This is a genomic window from Bradyrhizobium sp. MI1.11, assembly GCF_055811255.1.
Genome location: NZ_JBVVPM010000011.1, coordinates 90,887 through 117,704, shown reverse-complemented (window position 1 = coordinate 117,704; position 26,818 = coordinate 90,887). Strand labels below are relative to the sequence as shown.

Sequence of the window (26,818 nt, the reverse complement as noted above, 5' to 3'; positions counted from 1 at the left end):
TTATTCGAGTCTTATAGGTATTGAATCATCTTGCGTACCCGCCTCGGTCTTCGCAACGCGAGTTTACCGGCGGAATTTTCGATTGGAATTCGGTGCGTGTGCCGCGCCGTCACGTCCCCTGATCCCGTCACGCAATTTCATGATTTTGGAGATTCACTGATGTTTGGTCGCAAGTCCCGCAACGACGCGGACGCTCAGCTCGCAGCCATCGGGCGCTCGCAGGCCATGATCGAGTTTGCCATGGACGGCACGATCCTTCACGCCAACGAAAATTTCTTGAATGCCCTCGGCTATTCCCTCGACGAAATCAAGGGGAAGAAGCACGCCATGTTCATGCCGGCCGATCAGCGCGATAGCGCCGAGTACAAGGCGTTCTGGGCCGCATTGAACCGCGGCGAGTATCAGGCAAGCGAGTTCAAGCGGATCGCGAAGGGCGGCCGCGAGATCTGGATCGAAGCATCCTACAATCCGGTGCTCGACGGCGACGGCAAGACGGTGATGGTCGCCAAGATTGCGACCGAAATCACCGAGAAGAAGATCCGGAGCATGACGGACGCTTCGAAGATCGCTGCTGTGGGCCGCGCCCAGGCCGTGATCGAGTTCAAGCTCGACGGCACCATCGTCACCGCGAACGAGAATTTCTGCAAGGCGCTCGGCTATTCGCTTGCCGAGATCCAGGGCAAGCATCACAGCCTGTTCGTGCCCCAGGCCGAGCGCGACGGCGCGGCCTATCGCGAGTTCTGGGCCAAGCTAAACCGCGGCGAATACCAGGCTGGCGAGTTCAAGCGCATCGGCAAGGGCGGCCGCGAGGTTTGGATTCTAGCCTCCTACAATCCGCTACTCGATGAGAACGGCAAGCCCTTCGGCGTCGCCAAGTTCGCCACCGACGTCACCGCCGAGAAGATGAAGACCGCCGATCTCGCCGGCCAGATCGCGGCGATCGAGAAGGCGCAGGCGGTGATCGAGTTCAACATGGACGGCACGATCATCACCGCCAATGCCAATTTCCTCGGTGCCCTCGGCTATTCGCTGGCGGAGATCAAAGGCAAGCACCACAGCATGTTCGTCGAGCCTTCGGAGCGCGATGGCAATGGCTATCGCGAGTTCTGGGCCGCGCTCAACCGCGGCCAGTACCAGGCGGCCGAATACAAGCGCATCGGCAAGGGCGGCAAGGAGGTCTATATCCAGGCCTCCTACAACCCGATCATGGATCTCAACGGCAAGCCGTTCAAGGTCGTGAAATATGCGACCGACGTCACGAAGCAGGTGCTGGTCCGCATGGGCAACGAGCGCGTCCGCAGCATGATGGAATCGGTCGCCGCCGGATCGGAGGAGCTGAACGCCTCGGTGCGGGAGATCTCCGAGGCCATGACCAAATCGCGCGAGACGGCGATGAGCGCGGTGGAGCAGGTCGCGTCCGCTGATGCCCAGGCCCAGCGCCTCACTGAAGCGGCGCTGGCGATGAGCGGGATCGTCGAGCTCATCAACAACATCACCGGGCAGATCAATCTCCTGGCACTTAACGCCACCATCGAATCCGCCCGCGCCGGCGAAGCCGGTCGGGGCTTTGCAGTGGTGGCCTCGGAGGTCAAGAGCCTCGCTAACCAAGCCAAGCAGGCCACTGACAAGATCGGCGCTGAGATCGGTAGCCTCAACGGTATCTCCGGAGACGTCGTCACCGCCCTGGCTTCGATCAAGACGGCTATCAGCAACGTCAGCGAATATGTGACGTCGACGGCCGCGGCAATCGAAGAGCAGAGCACCGTGACCAACGAGATGTCGACCAGCATGCAGCGCGCCGCAGCGGAAGCAGCGGCGATTTCGGCGAGGGCATAGCCAGCGCTCAGAACGGGGGTGGGTTAGCGGAGCGTTTAGTTTCTGCGGTGACGGAAGTGGTGGGTTACGCCTTCGGCTAACCCACCCCACGGCACCTCATGCCTTCGGCAGCTTGGCCTTCAAAGCATACAGCGCGTCCAGTGCTTCGCGCGGCGACATCTCGTCCGGATGCAGCGCCTTCACCGCGTCCATCAGCAGTTCGGCTTCGCTCGGCGGGGCGGCTTCTGCGGCGGCGCGCGAGGGCACCGCGAACAGCGGCAGATCGTCGGCCAGCGCGCGCGCCGTCTGACCGCGGTCCTGGGCTTCCAGCTTCGCCAGCACCGATTTCGCGCGCGTGATCACGGCCGGTGGCAGGCCGGCGAGCTTGGCGACCTGAATGCCGTAAGAGCGATCGGCCGAACCCGGCAACACCTCGTGCAGGAACACGACGTTGCCCTGCCATTCCTTCACCCGCACGGTCGCGTTGAACATCCGCGGCAGTCTTGCGGAGAGCGCCGTCAGCTCGTGATAATGCGTCGCGAACAGCGTGCGGCAACGGTTACTCTCGTGCAGATGCTCGATCGCGGCCCAGGCGATCGAGAGGCCGTCGAAGGTCGCAGTGCCGCGGCCGATTTCATCAAGGATCACGAGCGCGCGCTCGCCGGCCTGGTTCAGGATCGCGGCGGTCTCGACCATCTCGACCATGAAGGTGGAACGGCCGCGGGCGAGATCGTCGGCGGCGCCGACACGTGAGAACAGGCGGTCGATGATGCCGATCCGCGCGCGTGTCGCCGGCACGAAGCTGCCGATCTGGGCGAGCAACGCAATCAGCGCGTTCTGGCGCAGGAAGGTCGATTTACCGGCCATGTTCGGACCAGTCAGCAACCAGAGCTGGCCGGACTTTTGCGCAGGGCCCGGCGAGAGATCGCAGGCATTGGCGATGAACGGCTCGCCATTGCGCTTCAAGGCCTGCTCGACCACCGGATGGCGACCCGCCTCGATGGCAAAGCCGAGAGACGCGTCCACCTCGGGCCGCACATAGTTCTCGTCGATCGCCAGCTTGGCCAGCGACGTCGCGACGTCGAGCAGCGCAAAGGCGTGAGCGGCGGCGCGCAGCTCCTCGCTGATTGCCAGAGCCTTGGCGCAGAGCCGCTCGAAAATTTCGAGCTCGAGTCCGAGTGCGCGGTCGCCGGCATTGGCGATCTTGGCTTCGATCTCTCCCAGTTCCGAGGTGGTAAAGCGGACCTGGCCGGCCAGCGTCTGGCGGTGGATGAAGGTTGCGTTCAGCGGCGCCGACATCAGCTTGTCGCCGTGCTGCGCGGTGACCTCGACGAAATAGCCGAGCACGTTGTTGTGCCGGATTTTGAGACCCTTCACACCCGTGTTGTCGGCGTAGCGCGCCTGCATCGAGGCCACCACCAGGCGTGAGGCGTCGCGGAGGTTTCGCGTTTCGTCCAGCGCAGGCTCATAGCCTTGGCGAACGAACCCGCCGTCGCGCTTGATCAGCGGCAGTTGATCGTCGAGCGCCCTGGCGAATTCCGCCGCGAGCTCGCGCGATGGCCTTTGCAGCGCCGCCATCACCACGGCGATCTCCTGCGGCGGCTGGTCGAGTTCGTCAAGCCGCGTCAGCACCTGGTCGGCGGCGATGATGCCGTCGCGCAGGCCGGCGAGGTCGCGCGGCCCGCCGCGGCCGACGGATATACGGGCCAGCGCTCGCGACATGTCGGGGGCGCCGCGCAGGATGCTGCGAATGTCCTCGCGCGCGGCCGAGTCGGCAACGAAGCTGCCGACGGCATCGAGCCGCCGCGCAATCGCCGCCGCATCGGTCAGCGGCGCGGCAAGCCGCTGCGCCAGCAGGCGCGAGCCGGCCGAGGTCACCGTGCAGTCGATCGCATCGAGCAGCGAGCCGCGGCGTTCTCCGGCCAAGGTCCGCGTCAGTTCGAGATTGGCACGGGTGGCGGGATCGATCGCCATGGTCGCGCCCGAGGCTTCGCGCGCGGGCGGTGACAGCGGCGGATGTTTGCCGACCTGGGTGCGGTCGACATAGGTGACGGCGGCGGCGGCGGCAGTGGCTTCCAGCCGCGTCAGCTGGGACAGTCCGTCCATGGTCGCGACGGCAAAATAGTCGCATAGCCGCTTCTCGGCGGTGGCGCCGTCGAAGACGTCGCGGGTCAGCGGCGTCACCGCCGGCAGCTCGCGCAGAGTCTGTCCAAGCTCGCTGTCGTTATAGAGCGCGTCGGTGACGATCACCTCGTTCGGATTGATGCGCGCCAGAGTGGCGGCGAGTTCGCCGCCCGAACATTCCGTCACCGTGAATTCGGCGGTCGAGATGTCGATCCAGGCGAGGCCAAAGCGGTCACCGCCCGCAGACGAGCGCGCGCGCGCGAGCGCCAGCAGGTAATTGTTGGCGCGCGCGTCGAGCAGCGTGTCCTCGGTCAGCGTGCCCGGCGTGACCAGGCGCACCACGCCGCGGCGCACGACGCTCTTGTTGCCGCGCGCCTTGGCGGCGGCGGGATCCTCGGTCTGCTCGCACACCGCGACCCGGTGCCCGGCGACGATCAGCCGGTGCAGATAATCCTCGGAGCGCTCGACTGGCACGCCGCACATCGGGATATCGGCGCCTTGATGCTTGCCGCGCTTGGTCAGGACGATGCCGAGTGTCCTGGAGGCGATCTCTGCGTCCTCGAAGAACAGCTCGTAAAAGTCGCCCATCCGGTAGAACAGCAAGAGGCCCTGATGCGCGGCCTTGATTTCAAGGTACTGTTCCATCATCGGCGTCACGCGCGCGGCAGCTTCCGCCTGCGGCGCGGGCGTATCGTCGGGGGGCGGTACAGGGATCGGTTGTTGCATTGTCATGGGCGGCGCAACCTACAAAATTTCGCCCCGCGCTCCTATCGCTTTGGCCGGGAAGGGGAGGTTTTCCACGTTGTCCGCACCGCGGCATGCGCAACTCGCGTGCGCACCCCCAGGAACACGCGCGTATCGGTCAATTGACCTCCCGCGGGCACCCTCCTAAAACTCCGCCGACATTCAAGAATTTAGGCCGGATCGCGGCATTCAGGGAGAACAACGATGCGTGACGTCTTTATCTGCGATGCCGTGCGGACCCCGATCGGCCGTTTTGGCGGCTCGCTCGCCAAGGTGCGTGCCGACGACCTTGCGGCGGCCCCGATCAAGGCTCTGATGGCCAAGCACCCCAATCTCGATTGGGCACAGGTTGACGAGGTCTTCTTCGGCTGTGCCAACCAGGCCGGCGAGGACAACCGCAACGTTGCACGCATGGCGCTCCTGCTTGCGGGCCTGCCGGATTCGGTTCCAGGCCAGACCCTGAACCGGCTCTGTGCCTCCGGTCTCGATGCGGTCGGTGCCGCCGGCCGCGCCATCCGCTCCGGCGAGATCGAGCTTGCGATTGCCGGCGGCGTCGAATCCATGACGCGCGCGCCCTTCGTGATGGGCAAGGCGCAGGAAGCGTTCTCGCGCTCGGCTGAGATCTTCGACACCACGATCGGCTGGCGCTTCATCAATCCGCTGCTGAAGGCGCAGTATGGCGTCGACGCGATGCCCGAGACCGGCGAGAACGTCGCCGAGGAATTCCAGGTCTCGCGCGCCGATCAGGACGCCTTCGCGATCCGCTCGCAGCAGCGCGCGGGCGCCGCGATCGCGGCCGGCTATTTCGCCGAGGAGATCATCCCGATCACCATTCCCGGCGGCAAGGCCGGCCCTGTTACAGTCGACAAGGACGAGCATCCGCGTCCCGAGACCACGCTGGAAGCCCTGACCAAGCTCAGGCCGATCGTGCGCAATCCCGGCACGGTGACCGCCGGCAACGCCTCCGGCGTCAATGACGGCGCCGCCGCGATGATCCTGGCGTCCGAGGCTGCCGTGAAGAAGCACGGCCTGACACCCCGCGCGCGCATCCTCGGCCTCGCCTCGGCCGGCGTGCCGCCGCGCATCATGGGCATCGGCCCGGTGCCGGCCACCCGCAAGCTGATGGAGCGTCTCGGCAAGAAGATCAGCGATTTCGACCTGATCGAGCTCAACGAAGCGTTCGCCTCGCAGGGCATCGCCTGCATGCGCCAGCTCGGCGTTGCCGACGATGCCGATTTCGTCAATCCGCATGGCGGCGCGATCGCACTCGGTCATCCCCTCGGCATGAGCGGCGCGCGCCTCGCGCTCACCGCCGTGCACGGCATGGAGAAGCGCGGCGGCAAGCTGGCGCTCGCCACCATGTGCGTCGGCGTCGGCCAGGGCGTGGCTGTCGCGATCGAGAAGCTGAATTGACGAGACGCGCAGCGTGCCGTCATCCCGGGGCGGGGCATTTGCACCGAACCCGGGATCTCGATATTCCGGGTTCAGCCCTCGGGCTGCCCCGGAACGACAGGGAGAAAACCGTGCCATGATCATCGCGAGCGAGCAGGACGTCACGGCCGCGGCATTGGCGGTGATGGAGCGGACGTCAGATCCGCGGCTGCGCCAGATGATGGTCTCTCTGGTCAAGCACCTGCATGCCTTCGTCCGCGACGTTCGCCTGACGGAGAAAGAGTTTCGCGACGCCACGGCTGTCATCGCCGAGCTCGGCAAGCTCTCGACCGACACGCATAACGAGGTCGTGCTGATGGCAGGCTCGCTCGGCGTCTCGCCGCTGGTGTGCCTGCTGAACAACGGCGACCAGGGCAACACGGAAACCGACCAGTCGCTGCTCGGACCGTTCTGGCGATTGAACTCGCCGCGGGTGGAAAATGGGGGATCGATCGTCCGCTCCGAGACGCCGGGCGCGCCGCTGTTCGTCAACGGCCGCGTCGTGGACAAGGACGGCCGTCCCGTCGCCGGCGCCGAGGTCGATGTCTGGCACGCATCGCCCGTGGGTCTCTATGAAAACCAGGACCCCGAGCAGGCCGACATGAACCTGCGCGGCAAGTTTACGACCGACCACGACGGAGCCTTCTCTTTCCGCTCCGTGATGATGGTCGGCTATCCCATTCCGACCGACGGCGTGGTCGGCCGCCTTCTGGAGGCGCAAGGCCGGCATCCCTATCGTCCCGCGCACCTGCATGCGTTGATCTTCAAGCCCGGATTCAAGGTGCTGATCTCGCAGGTCTACGACCCCGCCGATCCGCATATCGACAGCGACGTGCAGTTCGGCGTGACCAAGGCGCTGATCGGCAAGTTCCTGCGCCATGACACGCCACATCCGAGCGAGCGCGACGTCGCGACGCCATGGTATTCGCTCGACCATGTCTACCGGCTCGAAGCCGGCGAGGCCGTCCTGCCGCGTCCGCCGATCAAATAGGGCTCAAAGCCGCTTCCCCCAATTAGTTATATCCTATAATGATTGGCGGAAGCGTTGACCGGTCGGAAAAAGGCCGGGGAGGAGTTCGCCAATGACATTGATCTATCCCGTCGACAGCAACACGGCGCATCCGCTGCCGCTGTCGCCCGAGTACAAGAGCTCGATCAAGCGCGCGCCGAACAAGCCCTTGATCCCGATGCGCCATACGCTGTCGGAGCTGACCGGCCCGGTCTACGGCCATGAGACCGTGCGCGAGGGCGACAGCGACCTCACCACCCAACACACCGGCGAGCCGCTCGGCGAACGCATCATCGTGCACGGCCATGTGCGCGACGAGGACGGCCGCGGCGTGCCGAACTCGCTGGTCGAGATCTGGCAGGCCAATTCCTGCGGCCGTTACGTTCACGTCCGCGACCAGCATCCGGCGCCGCTCGATCCGAACTTTACGGGCGCGGGCCGCACTGTCAGCGATGCTGCGGGCTATTACCGCTTCGTCACCATCAAGCCCGGCGCCTATCCGTGGGGCAACCATCATAACGCCTGGCGTCCCGCACACATCCATCTCTCGGTGTTCGGCCATTCCTTTGTCACGCGCCTCGTGACGCAGATGTACTTCCCGGCCGATCCGCTATTCCCGTTCGATCCGATCTTCAATTCGGTGCCGGACGAGAAGGCGCGGGCGCGGATGGTGTCGTCGTTCGATCTCGAGAACACCCAGCCCGAATGGGCGCTGTGCTACCGCTTTGACGTCGTGCTGCGCGGCAAGAACGCCACCCCTATGGAGAACCATTAAGTGCAGGACAATGGGATTACGCCGTCGCAGACCGTCGGCCCGTTCTTCAAATACGGCCTGACGCCGACCGGCGAGTACGCCTGGAACGACGCGTTTACCAACTCGACGCTAACGCCCGACGTCACCGGCGAGCGTGTCCGGATCGAGGGCCGCGTGTTCGACGGCGATGGGGTCGCCGTGCCCGATGCCATGCTGGAGATCTGGCAGGCCGATGCGCAGGGGCGCTTCGCCGATCCGCAGGACAAACGCGCCCTGCCGAATGCGAGCTTCCGTGGCTTTGCCCGCTGCGGCACCGACAAGGACGGCAATTATTCCTTTGAAACTATCAAGCCGGGCGCGGTGCCCGATCCCGACGGCAAGCCGCAGGCACCGCATATCCTGCTTGCAGTGTTCGGCCGCGGCATGCTGCGGCATCTCTATACCCGCATCTATTTCAGCGACGAGGCCGGCAATGCCGCCGATCCCGTGCTGGCGGTGGTGCCGGCCGACCGCCGCGCTACGCTGACGGCCGTACGCGAGGCCGGCAAGCCGGTGTACCGGCTCGACCTGCGGCTTCAGGGCGACAACGAAACGGTGTTTTTCGACGTGTGACCCCAGCGTCGTCCCGGTCAGGCGGAGCGCCGATCCGGGACGACAGCGGAGGACGGGCCTGATTTCGCTGCCCGAAACCGTTCACCTGACGCCGTTTCCCGTATTTTTTCGGAGCTCGCGCGATGCAATTTCTGCGCGAAGCAATCCCGTGTTTACCGTAATCCTCTAGGGTCCGTGGGATTCGGCGCGGCCCCATTGGATTATTCCATGAAAATTCGCCTTTCGCTTTCTTCCGCAATCATTGCTTTCGGCGTCGTTCTGGCGATCGGTTTCACCGCCGTGGTCTCCACCAGCCTTTACGCCTTGAAAGAGCTAAAGGTCGGCGGTCCGCTCTATTCCGACATCAAGCTGGGCAATGACCTCATCGCCGACATTCTGCCGCCGCCGGAATATGTGATCGAGGCCTATCTCGAGGCCACGCTCGCCATGCGCGAGCCCGACCAGCTCGCGGCCCATGGCGAACGCCTGGTCCAGCTCCGCAAGGACTACGACGAGCGCAAGGCATTCTGGGTCACCTCCAGCCTCTCGGCCGACCTGAAGACGGCCCTGGTGTCGAAATCCGACGCCGAGGTGCAGAAGTTCTGGAAGCTGTTGTCCGACCAGCTCCTCCCCGCCCTCAAGTCCAGGGACACGGCCGGCTCCGAGCGCGCCTACGCGCAGCTCAAGGATGCCTACACCGCGCACCGCGCCGTCATCGACAGCATCGTCGAGAGCGCCAACAAGCAGAATGCCGACATGGAGAAGCTGGCCGCGGACCGCGACAGCTCCATGCTTTATATCCTCCTCGGCGTCTCCGCCGCCGTCCTCGCCTTCATTGCGGTGGGCCTGCTCGGCGTCGCCCTCGGCGTGGTGCGCCCGATCGTGCGCATGACCAGCGCGATGCAAAAGCTCGCGACCGGCGATCTCGCCGCTGACATTCCTTTCGCGCACCGGCAGGACGAGGTCGGCTCGATGGCGGGCGCGCTCCTGGTGTTCAAGCAGTCCGCGGTCGAGAATTCCCGCCTGCGCGAGGAGCAGTTGCAGAAGGAGCATGAGGCGGCGCTCGCCAAGCGCGGGGCCCTGCACCAGATGGCCGAAACCGTCGAGCGCGAGACCGGCCGCTCGGTCGACACCGCGAGCGCGGCGACGCAAGGCGTGGAGCGTGCCGCCTCCAGTCTATCCGAGATCGCAAGGTCGCTCTCGACACGGTCGCAGGCGGTCGCAGCCGCCTCCACCCAGGCCCTCGGCAGCTCGCAGACCGTCTCGGCCGCAGCGGAAGAACTCAGTGCTTCGATCCGCGAGATCGCAACCCAGGTCGCGCGGACCAGCACGGTTACAAAATCGGCGGTCGCCGGTCGGGAACAGGCGCGCTCGACCATCCAGACGCTGGCCGGATCGGTGAAGAAGATCGCCGAGGTCTCCGACCTCATCGGCGGCATCGCCGGCCAGACCAATCTGCTGGCACTCAACGCCACGATCGAGGCGGCGCGCGCCGGCGAGGCCGGCCGTGGCTTCGCGGTGGTCGCCGCCGAAGTGAAATCCCTCTCCGACCAGACCGCCAAATCCACCGAGGAGATCGCGCGGCTGATTGCCGAGATCCAGGCCTCGACGCAGGCTGCGGTCGACGCCGTCGAAACCATGGGAGGCCACATCGTCGAGATCGACGGCGTCGCCACCTCGGTTGCCGCCGCGATGGAAGAGCAGGACGCGGCGACGCGAGAGATCACGCGGTCGATCTCCGAATCGGCGTCCGCGGCCAAGGAGGTCTCGGCCAAGATCGGTGATGTCAGCCGCGACGCCGCCTCCGTGAACGAGCGCGCCGCGGAGGTCAGGCAGGCGATCGCCGGCATGGCGGCCAATCTCGAACAGCTCCGTTCGGTTGTCGTCAGGACCGTGCGCGACTCGACAGCGGCGGCCTGAGCCGGGCGCGCGACGTCGTTCGCTGGCGCCTGCGGTCGTGATCGTGCAGTATGACGCGGGACAGGGGCATCGTGGTTCATGACACCTCCACAATTGCCGGCGGTCGTTGAGCCCGCCCAACTGACAGCTGCGCTGCGTAGGAGTGGCGTACTGGACGCCGGCGCAGTGCGCGAAGTGAAGGTGCTGCATCAGCACCCGGCCATGGTGTCACAGGTCATCCGCCTTGGGCTGCGTTATGTCGGGGAATCCGCCGGGGCACCGCCCTCCGTGATCCTCAAGATGCCGCATCCGACCTACGCCAAGACGTTGGCCAATTCCGGTCGGCAGGAAGTGGCCTTCTACACTCATCTTGCGCCGAATATGCCGTCGCAGATCGTACCGCGCTGCTACGATGGCCATTTCGACGAGGAGAGCCAGGACTGGCATCTGCTGCTCGAAGATCTCACCGGCAGCCATGAGATCGCGGCGGCTTGGCCGCTGCCGCCTTCGCGCGATCGGGCAACGGCGATCGTCACCGCACTCGCGCGCTGGCACGCTGCGTGGTGGGATCATGCCAGCCTTGGTGAGGCTGTCGGCTCCTGGTCAAGCGTCGACGAAAGCGTGAGGCAGATGGAGACCTTCGCCGGCCATTACGACCGCTTTGCCGATCTGCTCGGCGACCGCCTCAGCGAAGAGCGCCGAATCCTCTATCGGCGCTTCATCGACCAGTCGGGCCACCTGCTCCACCGCTACCATTCACACCGCAACGTGACCGTCGTCCACGGTGACGCGCATTGCTGGAATTTCCTGGTGCCGCGCGCCGGCGTCGCCGATAGCGTACGCATTTTTGATTTCGACCGGTGGCGCATCGGCGTGCCTACGAGCGATCTCGCCTACATGATGGCGACCCAATGGTATCCGGAACGCCGGCAGGCACTCGAACGGGCGCTGCTCAACCGCTACTATGAGACGCTGATCGCGTACGGTGTCGCCGGCTACACACGCGGCGCGCTGGACCAAGACTATCGCTGGTCGGTGATCTGGCACATCACGAAGCCGGTTTGGCAATGGAGCGTCAACACCCCAGAGGTCGTCTGGTGGAATAATCTGGAGCGCGTGATGATGGCGGTCGAGGATTTGGGTTGCGAGGAATTGTTGTAACTGCTCACGCGATAAACCGGTGTCGTCCTGGCGAAAGCCAGGACCCATTACCCCAGGGAAAGGTTGTGGCGCGAGGCTGGTAACCACGAGTTACCACCAAACTCCTCCCTGGGGTAATGGGTCCTGGATCTGCGCTGCGCTTGTCCAGGACGACGGCGGAAGTTGTGACCCACGTTACTCCATCACCGCGTGTTCCGGCCCGGCCGCCTGCTTGCGCAGGGTAGCCTTGGTCGAGCCGATCAGCAGGGCGAGCGGAATGGTGCAGAGGATGAAGAACATCACCAGCTGGTAGTCGTGCGCAAAGGCGATGATCTGCGCCTGCACGCTGACCATGCGATCGGCCATGGCGCGGCCGGCGTCGGTGGAGAGATTGATCATGCCGCTGACGCTGGGCATCTGGAGCGCGTGGTTGAATGGATTGATATGCTCGGACAGGATCGCGTAGGTCCGCCGCGTGCCCTGCGTCAGCTGGGCGATGACGACGGAAATGCCCACCGAGCTCGCGACGTTGCGCATCAGGGTCAGCATCGCGGTGCCGTCGGTGCGTAGCTCATTCGACAAGGTCAGGAACGCCACCGTCGATAACGGCACGAAGACAAGGCCGAAGCCGAAGCCCTGGATGACGCTGACGGTCACGATCTCCGGCACCTGGGTCAAATCGGTCCAGCCGGTCATCTGGAACAGCGAGCCGGCGGTCAGCGTCAGGCCCGTGATGATCAGCGTACGGGCCTCGACATAACGCATCATGCGGCCGACCAGCATCATGGCGAAGAAGGTGCCGAAACCGCGGCTCGCCAGCAGCAGGCCCGCGGTGATGATGGGATAGCCGATCACGTTCTGCATGTAGGGCGAGGCCAGCGCCATGGTCGAGAACAGCACGAGGCCCATCACGACCATGAACATGCAGCCGGTGACGAAGTTGCGATCCTTGAACAGCGCGAAGCGGATGAACGGCGTCGAGGTCGTGAAGGAGTGCGCGATGAAGAAGTAGAAGGCGACGGCCGAGACGATGAACTCCGCAAGGATCTCACCCGATTCGAGCCAGCCCAATTGCTCGCCGCGGTCGAGCGCGAGCTGAAGCGAGCCGATCGCGACCGCCAGCGCCGCGAAGCCGAACCAGTCGAACTTGAGACTGAGATCCTTCCGGGTCTCGTCCATGAAGATGATGAGCCCGATCACGGTGATGGCGCCGAACGGCAAATTGACGAAGAACACCCAGTGCCACGAATAAGTCTCGGTCAGCCAGGCGCCGAGCGAGGGACCCATGATCGGCCCCATCATCACGCCCATGCCCCAGATCGACATCGCCTTGGCGCGTTCTTGCAGCGTGTAATAGTCGAGCATCACCGATTGTGACAACGGCACCAGGGCCGCGCCGAACACGCCCTGCAGCAGGCGGAACAGCACCATCTGGTTGATGTCCTGCGCAAGCCCGCACAGTACCGATGCCATGGTGAAGCCGGCCGAGCAGATGATGAAGATGCGCTTGCGGCCGAAGCGGTTGGCGATCCAGCCCACCGGTGCCGTCATGATCGCGGCGGCGACGATGTAGGAGGTCAGCACCCAGTTGATCTGGTCCTGCGAAGCCGACAGCGTACCCTGCATATAGGGCAGGGCGACGTTGGCGATGGTGGTGTCCAGCGCCTGCATGATGGTTGCCGTCATGGCGCAGATCGTCACCATGTTCCGGCGCAGGCCGGGAACCATCAAATGGGCATTGGGGCCGGACATCGGATCAGTCCTTGTCTCAGTCTTTGTCCGAATCTTTGTCTTGGCTCGCGGTCGCCGACAGGCCGAGCAGGCCGGCGAGCGAGCGCCGGTGGCCGGTGTCGATGGTGGCGTAGACGCTCATGCCGGCCTTCAGCTTGCGCACGTATTTGTCGCTCTCATCGAAATAGATGCGGATCGGCACGCGCTGCACCACCTTGACGAAATTGCCGCTGGCGTTCTGCGGCGGCAGGATCGCGAATTGCGCGCCGGTGCCGGGCGAGAGCGAGCCGATCTTGCCCTTGAAGAGATGGTTCGGGAACGCGTCGACCTCGAGCGTGACCGGCTGTCCTTCCGTGACGTAGGTGAGGTCGCTCTCCTTCGGATTGGCGTCGACCCAGGGATGGGCGACGTCGATGATGGAGAACACCGGCGTGCCGGCGGCGACGTAGCGGCCGAGCTGGATCTGTTCGACCTGGGTTGCCACGCCATCCATCGGCGCGCGCAGCACGGTGTGGTCGAGGTTGCGTTGGGCATCGTCCAGCTTGGCTTTGGCTTGCGCGTAGGCCGGGAATTGCTCCAGCGGCAACTCGGGATTGCCGAGCAATTGGGTCCTGGCGTTGGAGAGTTGCTGCTTGATGTATTGCGCCTGCGCGCCGGCGGTCACCAGTGCGTTCGACGCGTTGTCGAGATCGAGCTGCGAGCCGTAATTGTTCTTCACCAGCGCCTGCTTGCGCTCGACGTCGCGCTGCTTCAGGTCGACGCCCTGCTGGGCGAGATTGAGCATGTCGCCGTAGATCTTGATGTTGGCAACGAGATTGTCATAGGTGATGCGGGCCTGGGCGAGTTGCGCCTTGGCTTCTTCCAACGCGTGACGGAACGGGGCGGGGTCGATCTCGAACAGCTCGTCGCCGTGCTTGACGATCTGGCCCTCCTTGACGACGATCTTCTGGATTTTGCCGGAGATGTCGGGCGTTACCAGCACCTTCTGCGCGCCGACATAGGCATCGTCGGTGCCGACATAGCGGCCGCCATTGAGATAGAAAGTGAAGCCGGCAACTGCGACGACGACTGGCAGCACGACCAGAAGCAGCACGCGGCGATAGCGGCGCAGGCCCGCCACCAGGCGGCGGCGCGGATTGGTGCCGGCTTTCTTGGTGGGCTTGCCGCCGTCGATTTTCTGCTCGGGCTGGAATTTGAGAACCTGATCAGCCATAGCGCTGCTCCTTACGCGCTTGTTCCGCTCCGCTGGTCTGGATCGCGGACCGCACGTTTTCCTTGATTGTTTCGAGTTGGGTGAGGAGGCGGTGGGCGTCCGCCGGAGTGATGCCGTCGAGCGCGCTGGCCGTGAGCTCGGATTTCAGCCCGCTCATCCGCCCGAGCAATTGCCGCCCGGCCTTCTTCAGGTACAGCCGCTTGACGCGGCGGTCCGAAGGATCGTTGCGTCGCTCGATCCAGTCGCTGTCACAGAGCTTGTCGATCAGGCGTGTCAGCGTGATCGGCTGCACCTCGAGAAGCTCGGCGAGTTCCGACTGCTTCATGCCTTCGCTACGCTCGACCTTGGCCAGCACCGCCCATTGCGCGCGGGTGATGCCGAAGCGCGAAGCTTCCTTGTCGGCATAGACCCGGAGCAGGCGATAGAGCTCGGCGAGCGTAAACAGGAAGTTCTGGTCCACGGGCCCTGGGCTCATGAGCTTGGTCTCCAATAAGCTTGGAATATAATAAGCAAGCTTATGATTATTTCATGGCGGGTTTGCGGGACACTGTCCCGCAGGGCGAGCATGGCTGATGGCCGCATCGCCGGTCCTGCTTTGGGTTCCCCTTTCGAAATGCTAGAACGCCGGTCGCATGACCCTCGCAAAACCGGCATTTCCCGCGCCCGACCACGATCACGGCCGCTGCACCGCGGATGCGCTGGCGCATGCCGAGGCCGTCTGCGGGGAGCGCGCGCAGAAATTCACGCCGATACGCCGCCATGTGTTGGGAGCGCTGCTCTCGAGCCACCGGCCACTCGGCGCCTATGAGGTGATCGACGAGCTGGCGAAGTCGATGCCGCGGCCGGCGCCGATCACGGTGTATCGTGCTCTCGATTTCCTGATGGCCAACGGGCTCGTGCACCGCATCGAAAGTCGCAACGCCTATCTCGCCTGCGCCGCTCACGACCACGACGCGACCTCGGCGGTGACGTTCCTGATCTGCGAGCGCTGTGGCCTGGTCGGTGAGATTCCGTCGGCTTCCTTCGCCAAGGATCTCAACGCCGCCGCGCGCAGCTCAGGCTTCGCTCCCAAATTGTCCGTGGTGGAAATCACGGGTGTCTGCGCGCATTGTCAGAAAGCTGCTTAGAGCAACAACGGCGCAAAGCCGGTTTTTCAGGAAGAAATGTCCTCACCTCAAGCCATACCGTCCGCCGGTCGTCCCCTCAGTGCCGGCGCCATCGCCCTGATGCTCATGCTGTGCCTGACCTGGGGATTCAACCAGATCGCGGTGAAACTGGTGCTGCCGGACATCCCGCCGATGCTTCAGGCCACGTTCCGTTCGATGGGCGCGCTGCCGGTGCTGTTCATCATCGGCAGCTTGCGCGGCGTTAAATTCTTCGAACGCGACGGCACCTGGAAGCCCGGCGTGATCGCGGGACTGATGTTCGGCATCGAGTTCGTGCTGATCTTCCAGGGCCTGCGCTTCACACCGGCATCGCGGGCAGTCGTGTTCCTCTACACCGCGCCGTTCTTCGTCGCGCTCGGCTCCTACCAGGTGCTCGGCGAGCGGCTTGGGGGGACGCAATGGCTGGGGCTCGCCATCAGCTTTGCCGGTGTCGCACTCGCGATCGGCGTGCCGCAGCCCAACGTCGATTCGCATGTCCTGCTCGGCGACCTCATGATCGTCGGCGGCGCCGCGCTGTGGGCGGCGACGACGCTGGTTGCCAAGGGCACCCGGCTGCGCTTCGCGGCGCCCGAGAAGGCGCTGGGCTACCAGGTCGCGACGTCGATCCCGATCCTGGGGCTGGCCGCCTGGCTGTTCGGGGAGACCATCCCGCACACCCCGTCGCCGCTGTCGCTGGGCCTGATGGCCTTCCAGGCGATCTGGGTCGTGGGAACCACGTTCACGCTTTGGTTCGCGCTGGTGAAGACCTATTCGGCCAGCAAATTGTCGGCTTTTACCTTCATCACCCCTTTGTTTGGCGTGGTGGGTAGTTATTTCATCATGCACGACACGCTGAACCTGACATTCGGGGCTGCCGCCGTCCTTGTCATTGCTGGGCTTTTTCTGGTTAACCGTCCCAGTCAATCCGCTGCGGCGCCGCGCGATGCATTGCTGAACGTCACCAAAACCTGATATTTGGACGCCATGAACAAGCTCGAAAACACCATCGATTCCGACGTTGCGGGCCCTGCGCCCCGGCATAAGACCACCCAGGTCAAGGTCGGCGACGTCGCCGTCGGCGGCGGTGCGCCGATCGTCGTGCAGTCGATGACCAACACCGACACCGCCGATATCGACGGCACCATTGCCCAGGTGGCAGCGCTCGCCCGCGCCGGTTCCGAAATGGTCCGCATCACCGTGGACCGCGAGGAGGCCGCCGCCGCCGTCCCGCACATCCGCGACGGCCTGCTCAAGCGCGGCATCACCACGCCGCTGATCGGCGACTTCCACTATATCGGCCACAAGCTGCTCGCGGCCTATCCGGCCTGCGCCGAGGCGCTCGCCAAATATCGCATCAATCCCGGCAATGTCGGCTTCAAGGACAAGCGCGACACCCAGTTCGCCGACATCATCGAGATCGCCAACAAGAACAACAAGCCGGTACGCATCGGCGCCAATTGGGGCTCGCTCGACCAGGAGCTGCTGACCAAGCTGATGGACGAGAACGCCGCGTCCGCCGATCCGCGCGATGTGCGCGCGGTGACGCGCGAAGCCATGGTGCAGTCCGCGCTGCTCTCGGCCGCGCGCGCCGAAGAGCTCGGCATGCCGAAGAATCGCATCATCCTCTCGGCCAAAGTCTCGGCCGTGCAGGATCTGATCGCGGTCTACCAGGATCTCGCCAGCCGTTCCGACTACGCGATCCACCTCGGCCTGACCGAGGCCGGCATGGGCACCAAGGGCATCGTGGCGTCCTCGGCCGCGCTCGGCATCCTGTTGCAGCAGGGCATCGGCGACACCATCCGTATCTCGCTGACGCCGGAGCCCGGCGGCGACCGCACCCGTGAGGTGCAGGTCGGTCAGGAGCTCTTGCAGACCATGGGCTTCCGCACCTTCGTGCCGCTGGTTGCGGCATGCCCCGGCTGCGGCCGCACCACTTCAACTACGTTCCAGGAACTGGCCAGCTCGATCCAGGGTTTCATCCGCGACGAGATGCCGACCTGGAAGACGAAATATCCCGGCGTGGAAGAGCTCAACGTCGCGGTGATGGGCTGCATCGTCAACGGCCCTGGCGAATCCAAGCACGCCAATATCGGCATCTCGCTGCCGGGCACGGGCGAGGCGCCGGCTGCCCCGGTGTTCGTCGACGGCAAGAAATTCCGCACCCTGCGCGGCCCGACCATCTCCGCCGACTTCAAGGCGCTCGTGATCGACTATATCGAGCAGCGCTACGGCCAGGGCGCCAAGGTGCCGGTGACCGCGGCGGAGTAGTATTGCTCCAGATCAGGAATCGTAGGGCGGGTTAGCGAAAGCGTAACCCGCCTTATTTTTGCGGGCGCGAAGTGGCGGGTTACGCTTCGCTAACCCGCCCTACATTGCTACGATGCTCCCAAGCAAGAATGCATCGGGAGACACGCCATGAGCTCACTCGCCGGCAAGCAGGGCCCGCGCTATCGCCACGCTACGGACGACGGCGCGCCTTACGAGACGCTTCGGGTCGAAAAGCTCACGCCCATCATCGGCGCGGAAATCTCCGGCGTCGACATCGGCAAGCTCGTTTCCGACGATGCGCGCTCCAACCGGCAGATCGACGAGGTCCATCGCGCGCTCGCTGAAAAACCTCGTGATCTTCTTCCGCGACCAGCACATCACGCCGCAACAGCATCTCGCCTTCGGCCGCAAGTTCGGCGAGCTGCATTTCCATCCCGCCGCGCCGCACGAAGATGAAGACCCCGCGCTGATGAAGATCTATGCGGATGCGAACTCGCCGCGTGCCAACGGCGAGGGCTGGCATTCCGACGTGTCCTGCGATCTCGAGCCGCCGATGGGCTCGATCCTCTACATCAAGCAGTGCCCGCCGCGCGGCGGCGACACGCTGTTCGCCAACATGTACGCCGCCTACGAGGCGCTGTCGGATCGCATGAAGGCCTATCTCGACGGGCTGACCGCGCTGCACGACGGCGAGCCGATCTATCGCGGGCTCTACGCCAATTACGGCGTCGCCGACCGACCGTCCTATCCGAGTGCCGAGCATCCCGTGGTGCGCACGCATCCGGTCACGGGCAAGAAGGCGCTCTACGTCAACCGCGGCTTCACCCGGCACATCAACGGCATCCCGCGCGACGAGAGCGACGCGATGCTGGCCTATCTCTATCAACACGCCGAGAACCCGCTGTTTCAGTGCCGTTTCCGCTGGACCGAGAACGCGATCGCGTTCTGGGACAACCGCTGCACCCAGCACCGCGCGATGTGGGATTACTGGCCGCATACGCGCTCCGGCACGCGCGTGACGGTGAAGGGGGAGCGGCCGGTTTAACCCGCCTGCGCATCGCGTTCCGCGTTGACGTCTTCCCGCGTCCGCGCCAATCTTGCCGAAAACAAAGACCGTCGGGAGGATTTTCCATGCTCCGCGCCGAGGACAACAAATTCCTGACCGAGTCGGGCCCCGGAACCGGCATGGGCGAATTGTTGCGCCGGTTCTGGATTCCTGTCCTGCTGTCCGAAGAACTCCCCGAACCCGACGGCGAGCCGAAGAAGATCATCGTTCTCGGCGAGGAGCTGCTCGCCTTCCGCGACTCGCGCGGCGTCGTCGGATTAATCGATCAGTACTGCCCGCATCGCGGCGCCAATCTCTGGCTCGGGCGCAACGAGGAATGCGGCATCCGCTGCGTCTATCACGGCTGGAAGTTCGACACCGACGGGAGGTGCGTCGACATGCCGACCTCCTATCCCGATCTCAACGCCAAGGATCTCATCCGCATCAAATCCTATCCGGCGCGCGAATGGGGCGAGATGATCTGGGCCTATATGGGTCCCGCGGATGCGATGCCCGAGCTGCCCGATCTCGAAATGGCGCTGCTGCCGGCCTCGCACCGCTACGTCAGCAAGAAATGGCAGGACTGCAACTGGGTGCAGGCGCTGGAAGGCTCGATCGACACCGCACATTTCACCTTCGCCCATCTCTCCTTCGACAAGGAGGAGAACGAGATTCTGGATATCAAGAAGCATTTCGTGAATCCGATCGCGCGGATGTCGAGCGATCACATGCGCTGGATCGCGGAGGATCCGCGCCCTGTGATCAAGATCGCTCCGCACGCGGCGGGCCTCACCATCGCCGGCGGGCGGCTCACGGGCCGCGATGACATCTACTGGCGCATCGCGCAGTTCCTGATGCCGTTCCACGCCTATGCCCCGAGCGCGATGCCCGGCGAGAACATCTTTGGCCAGACCTTCGTGCCCGTTACCGACACCAATTGCTGGATCTACACCTATGCCTGGAATCCGGAGCGGCCGCTGACGCAAGCCGAGCGCGACGCCTTCGACCGCGGCAACGGCGTGATCGCGGAGGTTGGCGACAACTACGTGCCGCTGCGCCACAAGGGCAACGACTATCTGATCGATCGCAAGCTCCAGAAGACCAGGAGCTACACCGGCATCAAGGGCGTCTCCGAACAGGATGCGGCCGTGCAGGACAGCCAGCGCCCGATCGCCGACCGCACCCGCGAGCATCTCGGTCCGACCGATCTCGGTATCATGCATTTCCGGAAAGTCGTGATGGAGCTGGCGCGGGCGCTTCAGCAGGGCGAGCCGCCGCCGCAGGCCGCGCATCAGGATCGTTACGCTGTGCGCTCGGGCGCCTGCGTCACCAGCAAGACCAAGGACCTTTCCGCGGTGATGCTGGAGCGTTTCGGCGACGTCACAGGCTTTGTCGGCCGGCCGCGAACAGCAGCAGCGGAGTAGCGCTTGGGGCAGCCGCGCATCCTTGCAAGTCTCGTCTCGACGCTCGTCGCGTCGATCTTGCTATGGTCGCTGGCGCCTGCAGACACCGGTCATGCTGCTATCGCGCGGACAATCGCGAAACCCAAGCCGCCGCACGCGCCGGTCAAGTGTGAGATGTCGAAATTCCGGATCGTCGTGGATGTCGGGCACACCCCGGACTCCTACGGCGCGTTGAGCGCACGCAACGACACCGAGTTCGGCTTCAACTTCCGGCTTGCAAGTCTGATCACGGCGAAGCTCAAGGCCGAAGGCTTTGCCGCGACCCGGCTGCTCGTCACGGACGGCAAGGCCCGGCCGAGCCTGCTCAAACGCGTCAGCACCGCGAATGGTGCCCGGGCCGATCTCTTCCTGTCGATCCATCACGATTCGGTGCCGGACAAGCTGATCGAGACCTGGGAGTTCGACGGCGCGAACAGCTATTTCAGTGACCGCTTTTCGGGCCACTCTCTGTTTGTGTCGGAGCGGAATCCGCACTTCGCCGCAAGCTTGATGCTGGCCCGGATGATCGGCAGGCAGTTGAAAGAGCAGGACCTGCATTATGCCAGCCAATACAGCCTGCCGGTGATGGGCCGCTACCGGCGCCAATTGCTCGACAAGGATGTCGGCGTCTACCGCTATGACGGGCTCGTCGTGCTCTCGCAAACCCGTAGCGCCGCAGTGCTGCTCGAAGCGGGCTCCATCATCAACCGCGACGAGGAAATGGCGATGAACTCGCCGGAGCGTCAGGAGATCATTGCGGGCGCCGTGGCGGTGGCGATGAGGGAATTTTGCGAGAGGCGGTAGTTTGCGCCGCCAGCAATGACGGGAATCTATAGCGGCCCTCCCCGGTATTCCCGGTTCGCCAAACTCGCCTCCTCCAGATCCAGATCGCGCTCGATCCGCCGGCGCGTCTCGTCGGTGATCTGGCCGTCGCGCAGCAGGTTGTGGATGAATTTGCGCTCGGCGGCGATCAGATCGCGAGTCAAGGCGGTGCCGGCGGCGGAGACGTCGTGGCGGGTGGGATCGAGCGAATCGGGAAGCTGGTTGACCCGGATCTCGTGGCGGGCGCGCAGGAGCCGCATCACCTCGTCCGAGACGTCCTTCTCCTCGGTTAGCGCATCGAGCGACGTCAGGGCGGCATCGAGGGCCTGGCGCCGTGCCGCGATCTCGGACTCGTGCTCGGCGGCATGCTCGCTGCGGCCGGCGTCCGCGACACCGAGCCAACGCACCACCGGGGGCAGTGTGAGGCCGACGCCGATCAGCGTGATGAAGATGACACCGAAGGCAACGAACAGGATCAGGTCGCGAAACGGAAAGGCCTCGCCGCCCGGCAGCGTGAACGGCAGCGCCAGTGCCGCCGCCAGCGACACCGCGCCGCGCACGCCGGTGAACGCAAGCACGAACGGCCATTGCCATGGCGGTGACGGATCGCGCGCACGCAGCGACTTGCTGAGCATTCGTGGCAGATAGGTCGCGGGATAGAGCCAGGCGAAGCGTGCGATCACGACGACCGCCAGCACCACGGCGGTCGCAATCATGATGTCGTCGAGCGGGAACGCTTTCGACTTCTCGTAGAGCGCGCGCATCTGGAATCCGGTGAGCAGGAACAGCAAGCCCTCAATCAGATAGATCACGAGGTCCCAGAAGAAGATTCCTTGCAGGCGCGTCGATGCCGAGATCAGCAGCGGGCCGTTCCAGCTCACATAGAGGCCACAGGCAACGGTGGCGATCACGCCGGAGCCTCCGAGATGTTCGGGCAGCCAATAGGACACGTAGGGCGTGATCAGCGACAGCGTCAGCTCGACCTGCGGATCCCCCGACCATTTGCGGAAACGCAGGGAGAGCCAGCCGACACCGATGCCGAAGGCGATCTCCCCGGCGACGATGAGCAGGAACTCGCCGCCTGCCAGAGGCAGCGAGAAATGCCCGACCATGATTGCGGCGAGCGCGAACCGATAGAGGATCAGCGCGGTGGCGTCATTCGCGAGCCCTTCGCCTTCGAGGATGACCGTGAGCCTGCGCGGCAAATGCAACCGGCGCGCGATCGCGAGCGGCGCCACCACGTCGGGCGGCGCGACGATGGCGCCGAGCAGGAAGCCGATCGTCCAGGGCAGGCCGATCAAATAGTGGGTGGCGGTTGCGACCAGTGCTGTGGTGAAGATCACCGCGCCGACCGCGAGCATCACAATGGGGCGAAGATTCTTTTTGAACTCGCGCCAGCTCATCGCGACGCTCGCCGAGTAGATCAGCGGCGGCAGCACCATCAGCAGCACCAGTTCCGGCGGCAGTTCGACCGGTGGCATGCCCGGCACGAAGGCGAGGCCGACGCCGGAGAGCATCAGCAGAATGGCAGGCGCGATGTTGAAGCGGCGGGCGACAAGCGCGGTGCCCGCCAGCACGGCGAGCAGGATGAGAAAGGTCTGAAATTTCGCTTCCATGATGATCTGTCTTCACCCGGAAGCGGTCGCAACGTCAATGCGTGCGGCTTACGCCAGCCGCTCGGCCACCATGCGGCCGATGCGTGCGAACACGGTTTCGATCTGCGCCGCACTCGGCATACCGCCCTGGGTGTAGGCCGCGATCAGGATCGGGGCATCGGGTTTCGTATCGGGCTTGGGCCAGGCCACCGCGATATCGCCGGAGGCGTCCTTGCCGTTGTTGCCTGTCTTGTCGCCGATCTTCCAGCTTGCGGGGAGCCCGCCACGCAGCCGGTTCGCGCCGGTCTTGCAACCCACCAGCCAGTCCGTGAGCTGCGCACGCGAGGTCGCCGACAGCGCCTCGCCCGTCACAAGCCGGCGCAGATTGCCTGCCATCGCCGCCGGCGTCGTGGTGTCGCGGGGATCGCCGGGCGGTGAGCGGTTGAGCTCGGGCTCGTTGTGGTCGAGCCGTGAGGTGGTGTCGCCGAGCGACCGCCAGAACGCGGTGAGTGCGGCGGGACCGCCGATCCGCGCCAGCAGCAAATTGGCGCAGGTGTTGTCGCTGAGCTCGACGATCGCCTTGCACATCTCGGTGACCGACATTGCGCCGGCGGCAATGTTTTGCTTGGCGACCGGTGCGTACTCCAGCAGGTCGGCCTTGCCGTACGGGATCATGGCCGCAAGCTGATCCTCGCCACGATCGACCCGCGCCAGTACGCAGGCCGCGAGCGAAGCCTTGAATGTCGAGCACATGACGAACCGTTCGTCGGCGCGCCATGCGAGCTTCGCGCCGGTCGCGAGGTTCTCGGCATAGACCCCGATCCGGCCGCCGCTCTCGCGCTCATAGGCTTCGAGTTCAGGTAGCGCGTCCGCGGCGAGCGCGGGAGAGGCGGCAATCCAGCACAGCGAGGCAAGCAGCGAACGGCGGTCGAGAAGCATGGGGAACCTTTTGAGCGAGGCGGGCGGGGTGGAGATGCGGCATGCACTCCATCCGCATCATCATTGCGAGCGCAGCGAAGCAATCCAGTCTGCCTCCGCGGAAAGACTCTGGATTGCTTCGCTGCGCTCGCAACGACGGAGGATGTGGGACGAGTGCGCCCGATTTCGGGCAGCGGAAGATTAGGCCCCCCTCACTCCCGCAGATCATACCGATAAGACTTCGATACGATCTGCCAGCCGTCGGCGAGCTTCATCGCCACCAGATAGTCCGTGAAAAAACGCGGCGGCAGTTGGCATCGGACCTTGATGAAGGCGGTCTTGTCGTCGGAACGGTCGATCGTGACGATGAAATCCTCGCGCGGCTTGCCTTCGGCCTTGCCGGAGGGACGCTTGCGCACGCGGTCGAGCCAGTCCGGCACGGTCAGCACCTGCAGCTCACCCTTCTCGACCCAGCGCAAATCGGCGGAGGGATGGAAGATGGCGCCGAGCTTTTCGGCATCGCCCTCGTAAAGTCCGTCGAAATAGGATTGCACGACGGCTTCGACACTCGAACGGTTCTGGCTCATGGGTCATCCCTTTGAATGATGGCTCGGGGCGAACTTAGTCGTACACGTCAAAATGCGCTATGGGAGTGCGTACCATTTGCGCGAGGACACTGTGATGACCGGATCAGAGAATTCGAACGCTCGTATCCTGGTCGGTGAATGCTATTGCCGCGCCGTGCGCTACGAGGTGGCGGACGCGTTCTCTTATGCGATGAACTGCCACTGCTCGGATTGCCGCCGCACCACCGGCGCCGCCTTCAAGCCGTTCGCCGGTATCGAGCAGGGCAAGCTCCGCATCGTCAGCGGCGAGAACCAGCGCACCATCTACGGCGACGACACCACCCATGACGCCCACTGCGCCCGCTGCGGCTCGCTGCTTTATTCCCGGGTGCGCGAGGGAAAATGGGTCCATGTCGCCATGGGAACCCTGGTCGATGCCCCCTCGATCCGACCGAGCGCCCACATTTTCGTGGGCTCGAAGGCGCCTTGGCACGAGATTACGGATAATCTGCCGCAATATCGGGGCCACGTGGGAGATGCCTGAGGGAACCTGCTGTGCACTCGTGTCTCGGCGAACCGCGGCCGGACTGGCGCGACAAACAAAAGCGGCCTTTCGGCCTGCCGCTGGCATCACCTTCGTGACCTCCGTCACAAGCGTCCGCGACGGACCCTGCTAAAGCCGTCCCAAAGGGGCTCGAACGGCCCTGAACTCGGAAGTCGTGTCATGCGCAAATTGCTCAGACTTTGCCCCCTTCTCCTCGCCGTCGCGCTGCTATTCGGCACCGGGCCCGCTTTCGCCGGAAAGCGCGTCGCGCTGGTGATCGCCAACTCCGCCTACCAGCATGCGCCGTCGCTGACGAACCCCGTCAATGACGGTTCGGTGATGGCCCGGACGCTGAAGGAGGCCGGGTTCGACATCGTCGATTCCCGGCACGACCTGACGGCGCAGGAAACCCGACGCGTGCTGCGCGAATTTGCCGACGGGACCCGCGATGCCGATATCGCCGTGGTCTATTATGCCGGCCACGGCATCGAGGTTGAAGGCTCGAACTATCTGATCCCTGTCGACGCCAAGCTGGAGCGTGACACCGACGTCTTTGACGAGGCGCTCTCCCTCGACCGCGTCCTGGTTGCGGTCGAACCGGCCAAGCAGCTTCGCCTGGTGATCCTGGATGCCTGCCGTGACAATCCGTTCGGCAAGACCATGAAGCGCACGGTCGCGTCGCGCGGCATCGGCCGCGGCCTCGCCCAGGTCGAGCCGACCAGCCCCAACACGCTGATCGCCTATTCGGCCAAGGCCGGCTTCACGGCGCAGGATGGCGACGGTGCGAACAGCCCCTTCACCGTGGCGCTGTCCAAGCATCTGACGACGCCGGGCCTCGACGTCCGCCGCGCCTTCGGCTTCGTGCGCGACGACGTGCTCAAGTCGACAGGTAACAAGCAGGAGCCGTTCGTCTATGGCTCGCTCGGCGGCGAGGACGTGCCGCTGGTGCCGGTCAAGGTGACGGCTGCGGCTCCCGCCGCGCCCGCGCCGAACCCGCAAGCCGACATCCGCCGCGATTACGAACTCGCGCTCCAGGTCGGCAACAGGCCGGCATGGGAGGCGTTCCTCGCCCAGCATTCCGACGGCTTCTATGCGAGCCTTGCCAAGCTTCAGCTCGAAAAAATCGGCGCCGAGCAGGCTCATGCGGCGGCCACCGAGAAGGCGAAGCAGGCCGAGGCCGAGCGCGATCGTCTTGCCGCACTTGGCGCGCAGAAGGATACGCAGGCCAAGGCAGTCGCCGATGCGAAGGCCGCCGAGCAGGTACAGCTTGCGGCGCAAAAGGCCAAGGAGCAGGCGCAGCAGCAGGCGGCCGCCGCCGAGCAGCAGCGCGTCAATCTCGCCGCCGCGGCGCCGAGTGCGGCGCCAGCCACCACGGCGAGCCCCACCGGCACAAACGTCGCGTCGCTGACGCCGCCCTCCGCGCCGGCCGATCTCAGCCGCTCGGTGCAGACCGAGCTCGGCCGGGTCGGTTGCTTCTCCGGCGCCGCCGACGGCAACTGGACGACGTCCGCGCAGCGCTCGTTGTCGCAGTTCAACCGTTATGCCGGCACCAAGCTCGACGTGAAGGTGGCGAGCACCGACGCGCTCGACACGCTCAAGTCGAAACAGTCGCGCGTCTGTCCGCTGGTTTGCGAGCACGGCTTCAAGGCCGACGGCGACAAGTGCACCAAGATCGTCTGCCGTGATGGCTATGCGCTCAACGACGACAACGAGTGCGAGAAGCAGCGTGCCGCCAAGCCTGCGACCGCCAAGCCTGCGACCGCAAAGCGTGACGATGGCGACGAGCGTCCCGCGCGGCAGCGTCGTCAAGCCGGCGGTGAGGCTGCCGGAGCGGCCGGCGGCTTTGGTGGCGCTGCGGGCATCGCTGCTGCCGCTGGCGCCAGCCGCCGCTCGAGCGGCGGACAGCTATTCTGCAATAGCGCCGGCTGCCGTCCGGTCAACCGCGGCTGCCATCTCGAATATCGCGGCGGCGGCGGCCCCGGCAACGATGCCAATGCCGAGGTGTGTAATTAACTCCCAATG

Annotated in this window: 22 protein-coding genes and 1 pseudogene; 15 read left to right on the top strand and 8 right to left on the bottom strand. The window is 64.8% G+C overall.

Features of this window, described 5'->3' with window-relative positions; all coding sequences use genetic code 11:
* Positions 1–159: 159 nt before the first annotated feature.
* Complete coding sequence (locus AC0L30_RS14080; RefSeq protein ID WP_007598150.1) at positions 160–1,836, top strand: methyl-accepting chemotaxis protein; 1,677 nt, start codon at positions 160–162, stop codon at positions 1,834–1,836.
* A 96-nt stretch (positions 1,837–1,932) separates the two neighbouring features.
* Here the strand turns inward: AC0L30_RS14080 and mutS are convergent, their stop codons facing one another.
* A complete protein-coding gene (mutS, locus tag AC0L30_RS14075; protein WP_473404496.1) occupies positions 1,933–4,671 on the bottom strand; it encodes a DNA mismatch repair protein MutS in 2,739 nt (912 codons plus the stop codon).
* Between the two features lie 216 nt (positions 4,672–4,887).
* Between mutS and pcaF the strand changes: the two genes are divergently transcribed.
* The 6 genes from pcaF (at position 4,888) to AC0L30_RS14045 (ending at position 11,528) form a co-directional block, all read left to right on the top strand.
* Entirely contained in the window at positions 4,888–6,096 is a 1,209-nt protein-coding gene (gene pcaF / locus AC0L30_RS14070) for a 3-oxoadipyl-CoA thiolase (protein WP_007598148.1), read from the top strand.
* 115 nt (positions 6,097–6,211) lie between these two features.
* Positions 6,212–7,105 (top strand): dioxygenase family protein, encoded by an 894-nt coding sequence (locus AC0L30_RS14065; RefSeq protein WP_473404495.1) that lies wholly within the window; start codon positions 6,212–6,214, stop codon positions 7,103–7,105.
* Positions 7,106–7,196: 91 nt separating this feature from the next.
* The gene (gene pcaH, locus AC0L30_RS14060) at positions 7,197–7,898 is read left to right on the top strand and encodes a protocatechuate 3,4-dioxygenase subunit beta (protein ID WP_007598144.1); all 702 of its coding nucleotides are present in this window, start codon (positions 7,197–7,199) and stop codon (positions 7,896–7,898) included.
* Positions 7,899–8,489 (top strand): protocatechuate 3,4-dioxygenase subunit alpha, encoded by a 591-nt coding sequence (gene pcaG / locus AC0L30_RS14055; RefSeq protein WP_007598143.1) that lies wholly within the window; start codon positions 7,899–7,901, stop codon positions 8,487–8,489.
* Between the two features lie 207 nt (positions 8,490–8,696).
* Positions 8,697–10,388: a methyl-accepting chemotaxis protein gene (locus AC0L30_RS14050; protein ID WP_473404494.1), complete on the top strand. Its 1,692-nt coding sequence runs from the start codon at positions 8,697–8,699 to the stop codon at positions 10,386–10,388.
* Positions 10,389–10,553: 165 nt separating this feature from the next.
* On the top strand, positions 10,554–11,528 hold the full coding sequence (locus AC0L30_RS14045) for a phosphotransferase (protein WP_473404493.1): 975 nt from the start codon (positions 10,554–10,556) through the stop codon (positions 11,526–11,528).
* A 174-nt stretch (positions 11,529–11,702) separates the two neighbouring features.
* On the opposite strand, the gene AC0L30_RS14040 is transcribed toward AC0L30_RS14045, so the two are convergent.
* The 3 genes from AC0L30_RS14040 to AC0L30_RS14030 are packed head-to-tail and all read right to left on the bottom strand — an operon-like array spanning position 11,703 to position 14,926.
* Entirely contained in the window at positions 11,703–13,259 is a 1,557-nt protein-coding gene (locus AC0L30_RS14040) for an MDR family MFS transporter (RefSeq protein WP_473404492.1), read from the bottom strand.
* A 16-nt stretch (positions 13,260–13,275) separates the two neighbouring features.
* Complete coding sequence (locus AC0L30_RS14035; protein WP_473404491.1) at positions 13,276–14,451, bottom strand: HlyD family secretion protein; 1,176 nt, start codon at positions 14,449–14,451, stop codon at positions 13,276–13,278.
* Complete coding sequence (locus AC0L30_RS14030; RefSeq protein ID WP_473404490.1) at positions 14,444–14,926, bottom strand: MarR family winged helix-turn-helix transcriptional regulator; 483 nt, start codon at positions 14,924–14,926, stop codon at positions 14,444–14,446. Before AC0L30_RS14030 ends, AC0L30_RS14035 begins: the two co-directional genes overlap by 8 nt.
* Before the next feature lie 157 nt (positions 14,927–15,083).
* Between AC0L30_RS14030 and AC0L30_RS14025 the strand changes: the two genes are divergently transcribed.
* The 3 genes from AC0L30_RS14025 to ispG are packed head-to-tail and all read left to right on the top strand — an operon-like array spanning position 15,084 to position 17,864.
* Positions 15,084–15,578, top strand: coding sequence for a Fur family transcriptional regulator (locus tag AC0L30_RS14025; RefSeq protein ID WP_007598132.1), 495 nt, complete (start codon positions 15,084–15,086; stop codon positions 15,576–15,578).
* A 36-nt stretch (positions 15,579–15,614) separates the two neighbouring features.
* A complete protein-coding gene (locus AC0L30_RS14020) occupies positions 15,615–16,568 on the top strand; it encodes a DMT family transporter (protein ID WP_007615962.1) in 954 nt (317 codons plus the stop codon).
* Between the two features lie 12 nt (positions 16,569–16,580).
* Entirely contained in the window at positions 16,581–17,864 is a 1,284-nt protein-coding gene (gene ispG, locus AC0L30_RS14015) for a flavodoxin-dependent (E)-4-hydroxy-3-methylbut-2-enyl-diphosphate synthase (RefSeq protein WP_007598128.1), read from the top strand.
* 153 nt (positions 17,865–18,017) lie between these two features.
* Here the strand turns inward: ispG and AC0L30_RS14010 are convergent, their stop codons facing one another.
* On the bottom strand, positions 18,018–18,194 hold the full coding sequence (locus AC0L30_RS14010) for a hypothetical protein (RefSeq protein WP_473404519.1): 177 nt from the start codon (positions 18,192–18,194) through the stop codon (positions 18,018–18,020).
* Between AC0L30_RS14010 and AC0L30_RS14005 the strand changes: the two are divergent.
* The 3 genes and pseudogenes from AC0L30_RS14005 (at position 18,111) to AC0L30_RS13995 (ending at position 21,155) form a co-directional block, all read left to right on the top strand.
* Positions 18,111–18,909: pseudogene (locus tag AC0L30_RS14005) on the top strand (TauD/TfdA dioxygenase family protein). The gene AC0L30_RS14010 and the pseudogene AC0L30_RS14005 sit on opposite strands and share 84 nt — an antisense overlap.
* Positions 18,910–18,995: 86 nt before the next feature.
* Positions 18,996–20,333, top strand: coding sequence for a Rieske 2Fe-2S domain-containing protein (locus AC0L30_RS14000; protein WP_354200212.1), 1,338 nt, complete (start codon positions 18,996–18,998; stop codon positions 20,331–20,333).
* 3 nt (positions 20,334–20,336) lie between these two features.
* Positions 20,337–21,155, top strand: a complete 819-nt coding sequence (locus tag AC0L30_RS13995; protein ID WP_473404489.1) for an N-acetylmuramoyl-L-alanine amidase — start codon at positions 20,337–20,339, stop codon at positions 21,153–21,155.
* Positions 21,156–21,181: 26 nt separating this feature from the next.
* Here the strand turns inward: AC0L30_RS13995 and AC0L30_RS13990 are convergent, their stop codons facing one another.
* From AC0L30_RS13990 to AC0L30_RS13980, 3 genes are all read right to left on the bottom strand, one after another.
* Positions 21,182–22,789: a Na+/H+ antiporter gene (locus tag AC0L30_RS13990; protein WP_354200210.1), complete on the bottom strand. Its 1,608-nt coding sequence runs from the start codon at positions 22,787–22,789 to the stop codon at positions 21,182–21,184.
* A 48-nt stretch (positions 22,790–22,837) separates the two neighbouring features.
* Complete coding sequence (bla, locus tag AC0L30_RS13985; RefSeq protein WP_473404488.1) at positions 22,838–23,707, bottom strand: class A beta-lactamase; 870 nt, start codon at positions 23,705–23,707, stop codon at positions 22,838–22,840.
* Between the two features lie 191 nt (positions 23,708–23,898).
* Complete coding sequence (locus AC0L30_RS13980; RefSeq protein ID WP_007598116.1) at positions 23,899–24,273, bottom strand: nuclear transport factor 2 family protein; 375 nt, start codon at positions 24,271–24,273, stop codon at positions 23,899–23,901.
* A gap of 94 nt (positions 24,274–24,367) precedes the next feature.
* Between AC0L30_RS13980 and AC0L30_RS13975 the strand changes: the two genes are divergently transcribed.
* Entirely contained in the window at positions 24,368–24,796 is a 429-nt protein-coding gene (locus tag AC0L30_RS13975; protein WP_007598114.1) for a GFA family protein, read from the top strand.
* A gap of 180 nt (positions 24,797–24,976) precedes the next feature.
* Positions 24,977–26,809 (top strand): caspase family protein, encoded by a 1,833-nt coding sequence (locus AC0L30_RS13970; protein ID WP_354200208.1) that lies wholly within the window; start codon positions 24,977–24,979, stop codon positions 26,807–26,809.
* Positions 26,810–26,818 lie beyond the last annotated feature (9 nt).

Coding starts and splice junctions, on each gene's coding strand:
- AC0L30_RS14080 (WP_007598150.1), top strand. CDS start 160: ATGTTTGGTCGCAAGTCCCGCAACGACGCGGACGCTCAGCTCGCAGCC.
- mutS (WP_473404496.1), bottom strand. CDS start 4,671: ATGACAATGCAACAACCGATCCCTGTACCGCCCCCCGACGATACGCCC.
- pcaF (WP_007598148.1), top strand. CDS start 4,888: ATGCGTGACGTCTTTATCTGCGATGCCGTGCGGACCCCGATCGGCCGT.
- AC0L30_RS14065 (WP_473404495.1), top strand. CDS start 6,212: ATGATCATCGCGAGCGAGCAGGACGTCACGGCCGCGGCATTGGCGGTG.
- pcaH (WP_007598144.1), top strand. CDS start 7,197: ATGACATTGATCTATCCCGTCGACAGCAACACGGCGCATCCGCTGCCG.
- AC0L30_RS14050 (WP_473404494.1), top strand. CDS start 8,697: ATGAAAATTCGCCTTTCGCTTTCTTCCGCAATCATTGCTTTCGGCGTC.
- AC0L30_RS14040 (WP_473404492.1), bottom strand. CDS start 13,259: ATGTCCGGCCCCAATGCCCATTTGATGGTTCCCGGCCTGCGCCGGAAC.
- AC0L30_RS14035 (WP_473404491.1), bottom strand. CDS start 14,451: ATGGCTGATCAGGTTCTCAAATTCCAGCCCGAGCAGAAAATCGACGGC.
- AC0L30_RS14030 (WP_473404490.1), bottom strand. CDS start 14,926: ATGAGCCCAGGGCCCGTGGACCAGAACTTCCTGTTTACGCTCGCCGAG.
- AC0L30_RS14025 (WP_007598132.1), top strand. CDS start 15,084: ATGACCCTCGCAAAACCGGCATTTCCCGCGCCCGACCACGATCACGGC.
- AC0L30_RS14020 (WP_007615962.1), top strand. CDS start 15,615: ATGTCCTCACCTCAAGCCATACCGTCCGCCGGTCGTCCCCTCAGTGCC.
- ispG (WP_007598128.1), top strand. CDS start 16,581: ATGAACAAGCTCGAAAACACCATCGATTCCGACGTTGCGGGCCCTGCG.
- AC0L30_RS14010 (WP_473404519.1), bottom strand. CDS start 18,194: ATGGACCTCGTCGATCTGCCGGTTGGAGCGCGCATCGTCGGAAACGAG.
- AC0L30_RS14000 (WP_354200212.1), top strand. CDS start 18,996: ATGCTCCGCGCCGAGGACAACAAATTCCTGACCGAGTCGGGCCCCGGA.
- AC0L30_RS13990 (WP_354200210.1), bottom strand. CDS start 22,789: ATGGAAGCGAAATTTCAGACCTTTCTCATCCTGCTCGCCGTGCTGGCG.
- bla (WP_473404488.1), bottom strand. CDS start 23,707: ATGCTTCTCGACCGCCGTTCGCTGCTTGCCTCGCTGTGCTGGATTGCC.
- AC0L30_RS13980 (WP_007598116.1), bottom strand. CDS start 24,273: ATGAGCCAGAACCGTTCGAGTGTCGAAGCCGTCGTGCAATCCTATTTC.
- AC0L30_RS13975 (WP_007598114.1), top strand. CDS start 24,368: ATGACCGGATCAGAGAATTCGAACGCTCGTATCCTGGTCGGTGAATGC.
- AC0L30_RS13970 (WP_354200208.1), top strand. CDS start 24,977: ATGCGCAAATTGCTCAGACTTTGCCCCCTTCTCCTCGCCGTCGCGCTG.